At 44.5% G+C, this 13,036-nt stretch carries 12 protein-coding genes; 8 read left to right on the forward strand and 4 right to left on the reverse strand.

The genetic code is table 11. The features are described from left to right. Positions 1 to 445: 445 nt before the first annotated feature. The 3 genes from NF418_RS02565 to NF418_RS02575 all read right to left on the reverse strand — a co-directional run bounded on the left by NF418_RS02565 (position 446) and on the right by NF418_RS02575 (position 2,211). Positions 446 to 955 carry a hypothetical protein gene (locus tag NF418_RS02565; RefSeq protein ID WP_256778302.1) on the reverse strand — a complete coding sequence of 170 codons (510 nt, stop codon included), beginning with the start codon at positions 953 to 955 and terminating at the stop codon, positions 446 to 448. A gap of 7 nt (positions 956 to 962) precedes the next feature. Then, positions 963 to 1,481, reverse strand: coding sequence for a hypothetical protein (locus NF418_RS02570; protein WP_172021755.1), 519 nt, complete (start codon positions 1,479 to 1,481; stop codon positions 963 to 965). A gap of 70 nt (positions 1,482 to 1,551) precedes the next feature. Next, positions 1,552 to 2,211 (reverse strand): metal-dependent transcriptional regulator, encoded by a 660-nt coding sequence (locus tag NF418_RS02575; protein ID WP_171998991.1) that lies wholly within the window; start codon positions 2,209 to 2,211, stop codon positions 1,552 to 1,554. 126 nt (positions 2,212 to 2,337) lie between these two features. Between NF418_RS02575 and NF418_RS02580 the strand changes: the two genes are divergently transcribed. The 5 genes from NF418_RS02580 (at position 2,338) to NF418_RS02600 (ending at position 7,675) form a co-directional block, all read left to right on the forward strand. Further along, positions 2,338 to 3,261, forward strand: coding sequence for a metal ABC transporter solute-binding protein, Zn/Mn family (locus tag NF418_RS02580; RefSeq protein ID WP_256778303.1), 924 nt, complete (start codon positions 2,338 to 2,340; stop codon positions 3,259 to 3,261). A 14-nt stretch (positions 3,262 to 3,275) separates the two neighbouring features. Next, positions 3,276 to 4,040: a metal ABC transporter ATP-binding protein gene (locus NF418_RS02585; protein ID WP_256778304.1), complete on the forward strand. Its 765-nt coding sequence runs from the start codon at positions 3,276 to 3,278 to the stop codon at positions 4,038 to 4,040. Next, the gene (locus NF418_RS02590; RefSeq protein ID WP_256778305.1) at positions 4,033 to 4,893 is read left to right on the forward strand and encodes a metal ABC transporter permease; all 861 of its coding nucleotides are present in this window, start codon (positions 4,033 to 4,035) and stop codon (positions 4,891 to 4,893) included. Before NF418_RS02585 ends, NF418_RS02590 begins: the two co-directional genes overlap by 8 nt. Next, the gene (locus NF418_RS02595; RefSeq protein ID WP_256778306.1) at positions 4,886 to 5,713 is read left to right on the forward strand and encodes a metal ABC transporter permease; all 828 of its coding nucleotides are present in this window, start codon (positions 4,886 to 4,888) and stop codon (positions 5,711 to 5,713) included. Before NF418_RS02590 ends, NF418_RS02595 begins: the two co-directional genes overlap by 8 nt. Positions 5,714 to 5,782: 69 nt before the next feature. Then, positions 5,783 to 7,675 (forward strand): M13 family metallopeptidase, encoded by a 1,893-nt coding sequence (locus tag NF418_RS02600; protein ID WP_256778307.1) that lies wholly within the window; start codon positions 5,783 to 5,785, stop codon positions 7,673 to 7,675. A gap of 75 nt (positions 7,676 to 7,750) precedes the next feature. Here the strand turns inward: NF418_RS02600 and NF418_RS02605 are convergent, their stop codons facing one another. Beyond that, positions 7,751 to 8,572 (reverse strand): hypothetical protein, encoded by an 822-nt coding sequence (locus tag NF418_RS02605; RefSeq protein ID WP_256778308.1) that lies wholly within the window; start codon positions 8,570 to 8,572, stop codon positions 7,751 to 7,753. Between the two features lie 183 nt (positions 8,573 to 8,755). Between NF418_RS02605 and leuS the strand changes: the two genes are divergently transcribed. The 3 genes from leuS (at position 8,756) to NF418_RS02620 (ending at position 13,032) form a co-directional block, all read left to right on the forward strand. Continuing rightward, complete coding sequence (leuS, locus tag NF418_RS02610; RefSeq protein ID WP_256778309.1) at positions 8,756 to 11,257, forward strand: leucine--tRNA ligase; 2,502 nt, start codon at positions 8,756 to 8,758, stop codon at positions 11,255 to 11,257. Between the two features lie 190 nt (positions 11,258 to 11,447). Beyond that, positions 11,448 to 12,071, forward strand: a complete 624-nt coding sequence (locus NF418_RS02615; RefSeq protein WP_256778310.1) for a CHAP domain-containing protein — start codon at positions 11,448 to 11,450, stop codon at positions 12,069 to 12,071. Positions 12,072 to 12,222: 151 nt separating this feature from the next. After that, a complete protein-coding gene (locus tag NF418_RS02620) occupies positions 12,223 to 13,032 on the forward strand; it encodes an amino acid ABC transporter substrate-binding protein (RefSeq protein WP_256778311.1) in 810 nt (269 codons plus the stop codon). Positions 13,033 to 13,036 lie beyond the last annotated feature (4 nt).

Consider the following 13,036-nt stretch of genomic DNA (forward strand, 5'->3'; position numbering starts at 1 on the left):
TCTTCTATGAATGGTCGAGTTCTTTCCCACTCCCACTATCAAGTGCAGAGGTGAGCAGGAATATGAGAAAATTTTTTCAAGACCTTAATCAAGAATATCTGGAAACCAGAAGTTCAGTTGGAGAAGATAGGCTGGAATGGTTGATTCAGAGAAAGATGACCTGGGGTATGCGGTGGGGCTTGGTACTCGTGTTCATGTTTGTCCTGCAGCCTATAACCTACAATCCTTTCTTTCTCTTGGGCTGTTTTTATCTAGGTTCTTTTTTGGGTATGGTATATATCCTAGGGCAAGTGTTTTTTGCAACCAGATCCATTTTCCGTAACATGAAGAAAAAATAATCGCTCAGCTTATTAGGCTGGGCGATTGGTTTTGAAAGAGAATAGAGGAGATTGGATACTCAATGAACAGCAAAAATAGCCCTCTATACCTGATTTTAACTGCATGCTTATTCATTAAACTGCTTATAGTACTTCTCGTTAAATAGTTTTTGAAGGTTGATTTTAGGTTTAGGTTGTGCTTCTAAGATAGGGGGCAGGATTTTATTGAGAAGTAATTCCGCCTCTTTTTGATATTGTGAATCATATTTTTTGTTATCAATATCATTAGTGTAATAATAAGAAAATTTTCCAGTCATATCAAAATGATACTTTTCATTTTTAGTACTATTCCAGAGTAAGAAATCTATCCCGTAGGCTAACACCAAAGATTTATCCAATAAAACTGCACCATTCCCATCAAGGTCATAGGATAATTTATTGGTCGAAGGTCTTTCCATACTGTCCAAATGAGTTAAAATGATGACCAACTCAGGATTCGTCCCCTCTTTCCGAGGCAACTGTTGGACATAGTACCCTGCATAGTGAGATAGATTATATGCGATATACAGCTTTCCGATCCCCCAAAGCAGGAGGCTTATGAAGGTTAGGATAAGGGCAACAAGTAATTTCTTTTTCATAGATAGCTTATTCATTAAACTGTTTGTAGTATTTGTTGTTAAATAGTTTTTGAAGGTTGATTTTAGGTTTAGGTTGCGCTTCTAGGATAGGAGGTAGGATTTTATTGAGGAGTTTTTTGGCTTCTAGCTCCTTGGGCTTACTATTATCCTTTTCTTGAAAATTAAGATTTTTGATATGATAGAGAAATGATCCATTTTTGACATCTAATATATAATTTTCACTACCTTCTGTTGGATATAAATTAAACATATCTGTCCTGTAAGAAAGAATTAATTGATTATCTACAATAATTGCGCCATTTCCATCAAGGTCGTAGGATAAGTTATTGGTCGAAGGTCTTTCAATACTGTCCAGATGAGTTAAAATGATGACCAACTCAGGATTGGTCCCCTCTTTTCGAGGCATGTGCTGAACATAGTACCCTGCATAGTGAGAGAGATTATATGCGATATACAGCTTTCCAATCCCCCAAAGCAGGAGGCTTATGAAGGTTAGGATTAGTGCAACAAGTAATTTCTTTTTCATCTTCTTTTCCTTTAGATTTTGATTCGGCATTCCTCTCTTTTTTACTAAACAAAACTAATCGCTCAGCTTATTAGGCTGGGCGATTGGTTTTTTCTACGAATAATTCTTGGGCGATGGTTACAGGTATGGCCAGTTCTTTGTCCTTGTACTGGATGGTGATGGTCTGGGCAAACTGGTCGAAGGCTGTCACAAGTAGTTGATCGCCGACAGTTAACTCATGTTGTTCCAGGTATTGGAGGAGCTGGTAGAAATCATGGATACGAACCAGTTGGTAGCTGCCAGTTTCGGTCAGTTGAGACAGCCGGGTCTGGTAGCGTTCTACAAGCAACTGGTTTTCTTTTGGGATGCTACCGCCGTGTGGACAGGTTTGGGGATAGCCCAGCAGTTTGTCCAGTTGGTTGATAAAATGGTCTGAAACGGTGTGTTCTAAAATTTCAGCTTCTTCATGGACTTGTTCAGGGGAATAGCCCAGCTGTTCAACTAAAAAGACTTCTATCAGGCGGTGCTTGCGGTAGAGGTTGGCTACCATTTCCAAGGCCGTTTGGCTGAGGAGATAACCTGCTGATTTATCTTTTTCAATCAGCTCTTCCGTGACCATTTTTTTCAGCATTTCGGAAACGGCTGGGGCGGAAAAATTCATCTTTTCAGCAATCTGCTTATTAGTGATTTTTTGTTCTGCCTGTCCTAGTTCATAGATAACTTTCAGGTAATCTTCTTTGTTTGGTGTCATATTCTCTCACTTTCTAGTAAGAATAGTATACCAAAATTTTATAAAAATCATTGACAGAAAGATTTTTTTAATATATATTAAAACTAAAATTAAGTATACCTAACAAAATATGAAGGAGAACCTATCATGAAAAAACTATTTCTCAGTTTGGCTCTGCTATTGTCCCTTATCGGGCTAGGAGCCTGTCGTTCAACGCAAAGCCCAGAGGCTTCCAGCAAGCCGCGAGTGGCGGTCACGACCTCTTTCCTCAATGACATGGTCTACCAGCTGGCAGGAGATGAGGTGGAGCGGGATCTGTTGATTCCAGCCGGGGAAGACCCGCACCTCTATGTTGCCAAAGCCAGCGACCTGTCCAAGTTGCAGAAGGCAGACCTTGTCCTCTACCACGGTTTGCATTTTGAGGGCAAGATGGTGGAAGCCTTGGAAAAGACAGGCGTGGCGGTGTCTAAGAACTTTAATGCAAAAGACTTGAATACGATGGATGAGGATGGAGAAGAGATTGTCGATCCGCACTTCTGGTTTTCAATTCCCTTGTACAAGTCAGCTGTAGCGGTAGCTTCTGAGGAGTTGCAAAAACTTCTTCCGGAAAAAGCAGAGCAGATTCAGAAAAATACGGAAAATTACCTAGCTCAGTTGGATGACTTGCATACTTGGATTGAAAAAGAGCTGAGCGTCTTGCCTGCAGAGAGCCGTTACCTAGTCACCCCACATGATGCCTTTAACTACTTCGCAGCCAGCTATGACTTTACCCTCTATGCACCGCAGGGCATTAGCACCGAGTCTGAAGTTGCCAACAGCGATATGATTGAAACGGTCAATATGATTTTAGAACATGGTATCAAGGCTATCTTTACCGAGTCAACAACCAGTCCAGAACGCATGGAAAAATTGCAAGAAGCTGTCAAGGCCAAGGGTGGTCAAGTAGCGATTGTAAGCGGTGAAGGCAAGGAGCTATTCTCAGATTCCTTAGCACCAGAAGGGGAAGAGGGAGCGACATTTATCGATATGTACAAGCACAATGTCCAGTTAATTGTGGAGCATTTGCAGTAAGAAAGGTTGGAAGAATGGAAGAAATACTGAGAGTTGAAGACTTGTCCTTGCACTATGGTGCAGGACAGGTCAAGGCTCTAGATCAGGTCAGTTTTCAGCTGCCCAAGGGTTGTCGTGCAGCCTTGGTTGGACCAAATGGTGCAGGGAAATCGAGCTTGTTTAAGGCGATTTTGGGTCTGGAGAAGGGGGTAAGTGGCAAGGTTTCGCTACTGGGTCAGTCAGAGAAACTGGACCAAGTCATTCAAAAAAATGTTGCCTATATTCCCCAAGCCAGCCAGGTCAACTGGCAGTTTCCTGCAAGGGTTCTGGATATTGTCCTGATGGGGCGGTTTGCCCATACCAGTGGTTTCTTCCGCCGACCAAGTTCCTTAGATAAGGAAAAGGCAGAGCAGGCCTTGGAAGAGATGAAAATCAGTGATTTACGCAATCGGCAGATTGACCAGCTATCTGGAGGTCAGCGGCAACGAGTCTTTCTAGCTAGGGCCTTGGCCCAGGAAGCTGAAATCTACATGATGGACGAGCCTTTGGCTGGGATTGATCAGGTGACAGAGCAAGTCATCATGGACTGTTTGAAGAAGTTCCAGCAAGAAGGCAAGACCTCCCTGGTTATCCACCATGACCTTTTGACCTTGGAAAAGTATTTTGATTATGTCCTCTGGCTCAATGGTCGCTTGGTGGCAGAGGGGGCTATGGATCAGGTGGATTTGCTGCAAGCCTATCAAGCTGCCTTTGGTCAGGAACCTGCCTTATTTCTAAAGGAGGGGCTCGGTCATGCTTGATCTGTTGCAGGACTATTCTTTTTGGACGGTAGCTCTGGGAACCCTAGTTTTAGCCTTGGCAGCTAGTCAAATCGGGACCATTAGCGTCTTGACCAGGCAGAGTTTAATCGGGGATAGCTTGGGGCATGCGGCCTATCCAGGCATCATCCTGTCCTATATGGTCTTTCAATCACGCCAACCCCTGCTCCTCTTGATTGGAGCAGTGGCTTCGGGTTACCTGTCCTATGGTCTGGTCAGCTGGCTCTGTCGAGGAGGGCGGACCAGTCGGGTCAATGCCTTGGCTCTGGTTTCAGCAGCTTTTTTTGGACTGGGTTTGGTTCTCAAGCAGTATGTTCAGGGCAATGAGGCCTTTCAAGGAGCTGCCCAGGCAGGCTTGGAAAACTATGTTTTTGGTCAGGCTGCCTTTATGCAACTGGATGATGTTGTATTGATTTGCCTAGTAGCTTTGGTAGCCTTGTTCCTATTTGGCTGGCACTACCAGTCGCTTAAGCTCTATCTGTTTGACAGACAATTTGCCAAGCTAGTGGGGATTCCTGTGGAAAAGATTGACCGCCTGACCCTGTTTCTGATGATGAGTTTGATTGCGGTTGGCTTGAAGGTGGTTGGGGCTATCCTGATGAGTAGTTTCTTGATAGCTCCAGCCGTCTTTGGCTTGCTTTTAGGAAAGTCCTATGGCCAGACCTTGGTATTAGCAGCAGGAATTGCTGGATTTTCAGCCCTACTTGGAAGTTATGTGAGTTCGGTGGTGACAGGTTTATCGACTGGGCCGGCTATTATTGTTTGCTTGAGTTTGTCCTCATTAGTGGCTTTTGCTTATGTGACCTATATCAGAAAGGAGAATGCAGGTGCTTGAGGTCTTATTGATTTTACTGGCTGTTGGTTCTTCTTGTGGCTTGATTGGGTCTGTCCTGGTGGTACGCAATCAGGCCATGCTGGCAGATGCCTTGTCCCACTCGGTTCTGTTGGGGATAGTACTGGGCTTCTTTGTCAGTCACAGCCTAGATTCCCCCTTGCTCTTGTTTGGGGCGGCGGTTTTTGGTCTACTGACAGTTCTAGCGATTGAGGGACTACATACTCGCAAGCTGGCTCAGGATGCGGCGACGGGCTTGCTCTTTACCTTTTTCTTTGCCCTAGCTGTTATTCTCCTCTCCCTCTTTGCCCGTAATGTCCATCTGGACTTGGATATGGTCCTGATGGGCGAGGTGCTCTTTGCCCCTCTTAACAGGCTGGATTTCTTGGGTCTATCCCTACCCTTGGCCTTGGTCAAGTCCGTCGGGCTCTTACTGGTCTTGCTGGTCTTCTTTTTCTTGAATTTTCAAGCTCTGACCCTCTATCTCTTGGATAAGGAGCAGGCTAAACTCCAAGGGATTGCCACCAAAAGACTGGAGCTAGGGTTGATTTTTCTGGTTTCCTTGACAACGGTCTTGTCCTTTGAAGCGGTCGGCTCCATGGCGGTCATTGTTTTCTTAGTGGCCCCCAGCATGGCGGCCTTACCTTGGTCGAAGCATTTCTGTCAGTTTTTAGTTTTGGGGCAATGCTGCGCCATTCTGATGATTGTTCTAGGCTTTGGGCTTGCCAGCTGGCTTGACCTGACCATGTCTGGAACCTGTTCGGTCATGGGGCTTCTGACAGTCTGCGTCAGCTTTTTCCTAAAAAATGCCCTAAAAACCTAGTTTGGCAAATGAAATTGTCAGACTTTTTTGTTATTATAGTAAGTAATCACACAAGCAAAGGAGAAAATAATGACACGTTTACAAGATGATTTTTACGAATACGTCAATGGTGAATGGGCAAAAACAGCCGTCATTCCAGACGATAAGCCAAGAACTGGAGGTTTTTCAGACCTGGCGGATGAGATTGAAAAACTCATGATTGACACGACAAACGCATGGTTGGCTGGAGAGGATGTCCCAGAAGATAGCGTTTTGCAAAACTTTGTGGCTTTTCACAAACAAGTAGCCGACTATGAAACCCGTGACCGTTTGGGTGCAGAACCAGCACAAGCCTTGATTGCTGAGTACAAGGCTCTCAATTCTTTCGAAGAATTCACTAGCAAGCTGGCAGAATATGAGTTGGCAGGCAAGCCAAACCTCATGCCTTTCGGTGTGGCACCCGACTTTATGGATGCGACCACCAACGTTCTCTGGGCAGATTCTCTAGGTATTATTCTGCCAGATACGACCTACTATGAAGAAGGTCATGAAAAAGGGGCTGAATTGCTCAAGACTTGGCGTGAGAGCCAGGAAGCCCTCCTGCCTAAGTTTGGTTTCAGCGATGAGGAAATCAAGGAACTTCTAGATAAACGTTTGGAACTGGATGCCACGATTGCCAAGTATGTTCTTTCAAATGAAGAGGGGTCCGAGTATGCCAAACTCTACCACCCGTACGAGTGGGCAGATTTTACTGCCTTAGCACCAGAGTTGCCGTTGGATGATTTCTTCACAGCGATTTTAGGTCAAACGCCAGACAAGATTATCGTGCCTGAGGAACGTTTCTGGCAGGCTGCCAAGGACATTTACAGTGCGGATAATTGGGAACTTTTGAAGGCGACCTTGATTTTGAAAGCGGCAGGAGCTTATACAGCCTTTCTGTCGGATGAAATTCGTATTCTAGCAGGAGCCTACAGCCGTGCCCTTTCTGGTACACCGCAGGCTCAAAACCAAGAAAAAGCAGCCTACAACTTGGCACAAGGCTACTTTAACCAGGCCCTCGGTCTTTGGTATGCTGGGGAGAAATTCTCACCAGAAGCAAAAGCTGATGTGGAAGCTAAAGTTGCCAAGATGATTGAGGTCTACAAATCTCGTTTGGAAACGGCAGACTGGTTGGCTCAGGAAACGCGTGACAAGGCCATTGTCAAACTCAATGTTATCAAGCCTTACATCGGCTATCCAGAAGCCTTGCCAGAGCGTTATTATAAGAAGATTATTGACCCAAGCAAGTCCTTGGTGGAAAATGCTATCGAACTAAACAAGATTGACATTGCTCATGGTTGGAGCAAGTGGAACAAGCCTGTGGACATTAAGGAGTGGGGCATGCCAGCTCACATGGTCAATGCCTACTATAACCCGCAGAAAAACTTGATTGTCTTCCCAGCAGCCATTTTGCAGGCGCCTTTCTACTCGCTGGAGCAGTCTTCATCAGCTAACTACGGCGGTATCGGTGCGGTTATTGCCCACGAGATTTCCCATGCCTTTGACTCAAACGGTGCTTCCTTTGATGAGCATGGTAGCCTTAATAACTGGTGGACAGAGGAAGATTATGCAGCCTTTGAAGCTCGTACTCAGCAGGTCATTGACCAGTTTGAGGGTCAGGATTCCTACGGTGCAAAAATCAATGGTAAGTTGACCGTGTCAGAAAACATTGCCGACCTTGGTGGGATTGCAGCAGCCTTAGAAGCAGCCAAGTCAGAAGATGACTTCTCCGCAGAGGAATTCTTCACTAACTTTGCTCGCATCTGGCGAATGAAGGCCCGTCCAGAGTTCATGCAGATGTTGGCGAGTGTGGATGTCCATGCACCAGGTCACCTACGCACCAACATCCAGTTGCCAAACTTCGACGAATTCCATGAAACATTTGGCGTTCAAGAAGGAGACGGCATGTGGCGTGCCAAAGAAGACCGTGTGATTATTTGGTAAAAAAGAAACTCCCTAGTTTTATATGCGCTAGGGAGTTTGTTTATAATCAAAATATGAGAAGGGGTTCCGTCGAACTCAATCAGTATTAACAACCTTTTTTGTCTGTCTACTTTTCATAAGTTTGTTGAAGACATTTGGTTTATAAGGGGGGGTAGGCAAGGTTATTCCGAAAATAAAGTGAAAGGCTTTGAAGAAGATTAGAAAAACCAATATTGGAATGATGCACGATGTGATGATGAGGACGACTGCTGCTTCTAACATGTTGGCAAGGGCAGTCTCAGTTTTTTCTTTGATTATTGCAAAGTAATCTGTTACATTATCAACCAGTTCTTCAAAGAAATTTTTATCCTCTTCAACCTCACTAGCAGTACTTTCGATTACTACAATTTTTTCTTGCACTGAATACTGATAGGTGCCCTCGACGTGTTTTGATAACCAGACGCTGGACGGTACTAGAAAAAGAATTAGGAGGCTAAAGAGAGTGAAGCGGGTTGCGATAGCCTTTAAATGATCCAATTTAAGGAAAGCATTGGCAGCAGCAATCAGGCAACTGATGGGGATAAAAAATTTAAAGGTCAAGGCCATTGCTAATGAAACCAGATATTTTTGAACCCAAATACCTCCAAAAACAACCAGCAGATAGTCAGCAATATCCGCAAAATTTTCAGCGACAGGTATTCCAATGTCCCCTGGTATGGCTGTAATAGCAGTGGAAATCACACCAGATAGGACGGTCAGAGCCATGACCTCTTCGCGTTTTTCATCTAAGTAAGCAATGGTGCCAGCATTCATACTGTGAAAAAACGCTGCATCAGATAGAATAAAATAGGAAATTAGAGCAAGCAATAGAAATCCAAGAACAGAAAAAAACGCCTTACGATCACGAAAATGAAGCATAATCACTCCTTTAGCATGTTTTAGTTTATATATTTACAGAAGGAATTATACCATTTTTGGGTAAGGTGAACAATATCTATTGTAACGCTACAGTTATTTTTAGCAGGGTTTACAATCCTGCTTTTTTCTTTCCTTATTTCGTGATATAATAGTAAAGATAATTTATTGACATGGAGAAATGACATGAGCTTCTACAATCACAAGGAAATCGAGCCCAAATGGCAGGAATTTTGGGCAAAAAATCATACTTTTAAGACGGGAACAGATGCGGACAAGCCAAACTTTTATGCCCTAGATATGTTCCCTTATCCGTCTGGTGCGGGCTTGCACGTTGGTCACCCTGAGGGCTATACGGCGACGGACATTCTCAGCCGTTACAAGCGTGCCCAAGGTTACAATGTTCTTCACCCAATGGGGTGGGATGCCTTTGGTCTGCCAGCGGAGCAATACGCTATGGACACGGGAAATGACCCAGCTGACTTTACAGCTGAAAATATTGCTAACTTCAAACGTCAGATTAACGCCCTTGGCTTTTCTTACGACTGGGACCGTGAGGTCAATACGACAGACCCTAACTACTACAAGTGGACTCAGTGGATCTTCACCAAGTTGTATGAAAAAGGCCTAGCCTATGAGGCAGAAGTACCTGTAAACTGGGTAGAAGAATTGGGAACAGCTATCGCCAACGAAGAGGTCCTTCCTGACGGAACGTCTGAACGTGGTGGCTACCCAGTTGTTCGCAAGCCAATGCGTCAATGGATGCTGAAAATCACCGCCTATGCAGAGCGTTTGCTCAATGATCTAGAAGAAGTTGATTGGCCAGAGTCTATCAAGGATATGCAACGCAACTGGATTGGCAAGTCAACTGGTGCCAATGTGACTTTCAAGATTAAGGATACAGACAAGGACTTCACAGTCTTTACCACTCGTCCTGACACCCTTTTCGGTGCCACCTACGCAGTTCTTGCTCCTGAGCATGACTTGGTAGATAGTATCACATCAGCAGAACAAGCAGAAGCTGTGGCAGAATACAAACGCCAAGCCTCTCTCAAATCAGACCTAGCTCGTACAGACCTAGCAAAAGACAAGACTGGTGTTTGGACAGGTGCCTACGCCATTAACCCTGTTAATAACAAAGAAATTCCAATCTGGATTGCGGATTATGTTCTGGCAAGCTACGGAACAGGTGCTATCATGGCTGTTCCTGCTCATGATGAGCGTGACTGGGAATTTGCTAAGCAGTTTAACTTGGACATTATTCCAGTTCTGGAAGGTGGCAATGTAGAAGAAGCTCCTTATACAGAGGACGGTGCCCACATCAATTCAGACTTCCTAGATGGTCTTAACAAGGAAGAAGCTATTGCCAAAATGGTGGCTTGGTTGGAAGAAAATGGTGTCGGTCAAGAGAAAATTTCTTACCGCCTCCGCGACTGGCTCTTCAGCCGCCAACGTTATTGGGGTGAGCCAATTCCAATCATCCACTGGGAAGACGGCACTTCCACAGCAGTACCAGAAAATGAGTTACCTCTGGTATTGCCAAAAACCTCAGACATCAAGCCTTCAGGTACAGGGGAATCGCCGCTTGCTAACTTGACAGACTGGTTGGAAGTGGTGCGGGAAGACGGCGTAAAAGGTCGCCGTGAGACTAACACCATGCCACAATGGGCGGGTTCTAGCTGGTACTACCTTCGCTATATTGACCCACACAATGACGAGAAATTGGCAGACGAGGAGCTTCTCAAAGCTTGGTTGCCAGTGGACATCTACATCGGTGGTGCCGAGCACGCAGTCCTTCACTTGCTCTATGCTCGCTTCTGGCACAAGTTCCTCTATGACCTTGGTGTTGTGCCGACCAAAGAGCCTTTCCAAAAACTCTTTAACCAAGGGATGATTTTGGGGACTAGCTACCGTGACAGCCGTGGTGCCCTTGTTGCGACAGATAAAGTTGAAAAACGTGATGGTTCTTTCTACAACATCGAAACTGGTGAAGAGTTGGAGCAGGCACCTGCTAAGATGTCTAAGTCTCTTAAAAACGTGGTTAACCCAGATGATGTGGTCGAGCAATTCGGTGCGGACACCCTCCGCGTTTATGAAATGTTCATGGGCCCACTTGATGCGTCAATCGCCTGGTCAGAAGAAGGTCTCGAGGGCAGCCGTAAGTTCCTTGACCGTGTTTATCGCCTCTTGACGACCAAGGAGCTTGTGGCGGAAAATAGCGGAGCGCTTGATAAAGTTTACAATGAAACTGTGAAGACGGTGACAGAGCATATTGAAGACTTGAAATTCAACACGGCTATCGCTCAGCTCATGATTTTTGTCAACGCAGCCAACAAGGAAGACAAGCTCTATGTTGACTATGCCAAAGGCTTTGTCCAATTGATTGCTCCATTTGCCCCACACTTAGCAGAAGAACTCTGGCAGGGTCTGGAAGCAACAGGCCAGTCAATCAGCTACGTCGCATGGCCAACATATGACGAAAGCAAGCTGGTAGAAAGCGAAGTGGAAATCGTTGTCCAAATCAAAGGCAAGGTAAAAGCTCGTTTGACCGTAGCCAAAGACCTAGCACCAGCAGAGCTTGAAAAAGTTGCCCTTTCAGATGAAAAAGTCCAAGCTGAAATCGCTGGGCAAACAGTGGTGAAGGTGATTACAGTTGTAAATAAATTGGTCAATATTGTAGTGAAATAAATGTAAATAATAAGAAAACGACTTCCGTATTGGAGGTCGTTTTTTACATATACTGTAGCAGATGTTTTCTAGAAAGTAATTGTTAACCACCTGTAAAACGGCTGTCATACTTGTTACATTTCTTTAAGTCTCGTGCAAGATAAGTTGATTAGGATAGATACAGAAGAAATTTGAAAGGATTTTAATAAGTATGACTAAAAAGAAAATTCAAAATATAATGAAGGCTACAATTGTGACAACCTTTCTAGGTGGAATGTTGGCATTTGGACAAGATTTTGTACAGGCAGACAGTCTAGCAAAAGATACTCCAACTATTGAGTCTTTAACTATTCAAATGGATGAGACAAAGCAAAAGGAAGAGGCTGCAGCTAAGGCTGCTGCTGAGAAAGCTGCTGCAGAAAGGGCAGCTGCGGAAGCCGCTGCTCAAGCTGCTCTCGCTACGAACATGGTTTCGGAAGTTGCAGTCGAATATACTGCCAATACTTATCCAGTCGGACAATGTACATGGGGAGCAAAGGAGGCAGCACCCTGGGTAGGAAATTACTGGGGGAATGGTGGAGACTGGGCCGCAAGTGCAGCAGCGCAAGGTTATGAAGTAGGTACGACCCCTAAAGTTGGGGCAGTCATCGTCTGGACAGATGGTGGTTATGGTCACGTCGGTGTAGTAACCGAAGTTGGAGAGAATGGACTGATTCAGATTGTAGAATCAAATTATAATGGCAATATGGTTGTAGCAAATTACAGAGGATTGTTCAATCCACTGGAGACAGGAGCTGGAGCAGTTAGCTATATTTACCCTCCAGCTGGGGTATAAACACAAGAGTGTTTAAAGGTCTTGTAGGCCTTTTTTCACTGCCATGCTTTCGTTTTAAATTTTTTATACCCCTGATAGAAATTATATATTGGCTCATAAGATTCTTTCGTGATATGATAGTACAATCGGAAAAAGAAAGAGTGTACAATTCATGAAAAAATTAGTTTTATTTGCAACAACAGCCCTAGCAGCCTTTACTTTAGCGGCCTGCACTTCTTCAACATCAACTAGTTCATCAAACAGTACAGATAAAGCTCTCTTGGCACAAATCAAGGAAGAAGGTGTCATTCAAATCGGTACAGAAGGTGCCTATGCTCCTTACTCTTACCATGACGAGAGCGGAAAATTGGTTGGTTACGATGTAGAAGTGGCTGAAGCAGTTGCTGAGAAATTGGGTGTTGAGGTCGAGTTCGTTGAAACCAAGTGGGATTCCATGATTGCAGGTTTGGATGCAGCACGTTTTGATACTATTGCCAACCAGGTTGGTGTGACAGACGAGCGCAAAGAAAAATATGATTTTTCAACACCATATACATATATCTATGGAGCCTTGGTAACTCAGAAAGACAATACAGAGATTACAGGTTTTGCTGACTTGGCAGGTAAAAAATCTGCTAACAGCTTGACAAGTAACTGGGCAGATTTGGCGCGTGAAAATGGAGCAGAAGTTATTGGTGTAGATGGATTTGCACAGGCTGTTGAGTTGTTGAATACAAACCGTGTGGATGCAACCATCAACGATAACCTGGTTTACTTGGATTACCTCAAGCAACACGCAGATGCACCGATTAAACTTGTGACCTTGACAGACGATGTTTCCACAACAGCCTTCCCAGTGGTTAAAGGAAATGAAGACCTAGTAAAAGAAATTGATGCGGCCTTGGCTGAATTGGCAAGCGAAGGCAAACTAGCTGAAATTTCAAACAAATACTTTGGCGAAGACGTATCAAAAGCCAAGTAAGTAG

Origin of the sequence: Streptococcus suis, assembly GCF_024509555.1 — a bacterium.
Lineage (GTDB): Bacteria > Bacillota > Bacilli > Lactobacillales > Streptococcaceae > Streptococcus > Streptococcus suis_AD.

Bases quoted from the DNA above. Each gene is read 5' to 3' on its own strand.
- NF418_RS02575 (WP_171998991.1), bottom strand. From the start codon at position 2,211: ATGACACCAAACAAAGAAGATTACCTGAAAGTTATCTATGAACTAGGA.
- NF418_RS02615 (WP_256778310.1), top strand. From the start codon at position 11,448: ATGACTAAAAAGAAAATTCAAAATATAATGAAGGCTACAATTGTGACA.
- NF418_RS02570 (WP_172021755.1), bottom strand. From the start codon at position 1,481: ATGAAAAAGAAATTACTTGTTGCACTAATCCTAACCTTCATAAGCCTC.
- NF418_RS02620 (WP_256778311.1), top strand. From the start codon at position 12,223: ATGAAAAAATTAGTTTTATTTGCAACAACAGCCCTAGCAGCCTTTACT.
- NF418_RS02580 (WP_256778303.1), top strand. From the start codon at position 2,338: ATGAAAAAACTATTTCTCAGTTTGGCTCTGCTATTGTCCCTTATCGGG.
- NF418_RS02585 (WP_256778304.1), top strand. From the start codon at position 3,276: ATGGAAGAAATACTGAGAGTTGAAGACTTGTCCTTGCACTATGGTGCA.
- NF418_RS02590 (WP_256778305.1), top strand. From the start codon at position 4,033: ATGCTTGATCTGTTGCAGGACTATTCTTTTTGGACGGTAGCTCTGGGA.
- leuS (WP_256778309.1), top strand. From the start codon at position 8,756: ATGAGCTTCTACAATCACAAGGAAATCGAGCCCAAATGGCAGGAATTT.
- NF418_RS02565 (WP_256778302.1), bottom strand. From the start codon at position 955: ATGAAAAAGAAATTACTTGTTGCCCTTATCCTAACCTTCATAAGCCTC.
- NF418_RS02600 (WP_256778307.1), top strand. From the start codon at position 5,783: ATGACACGTTTACAAGATGATTTTTACGAATACGTCAATGGTGAATGG.
- NF418_RS02605 (WP_256778308.1), bottom strand. From the start codon at position 8,572: ATGCTTCATTTTCGTGATCGTAAGGCGTTTTTTTCTGTTCTTGGATTT.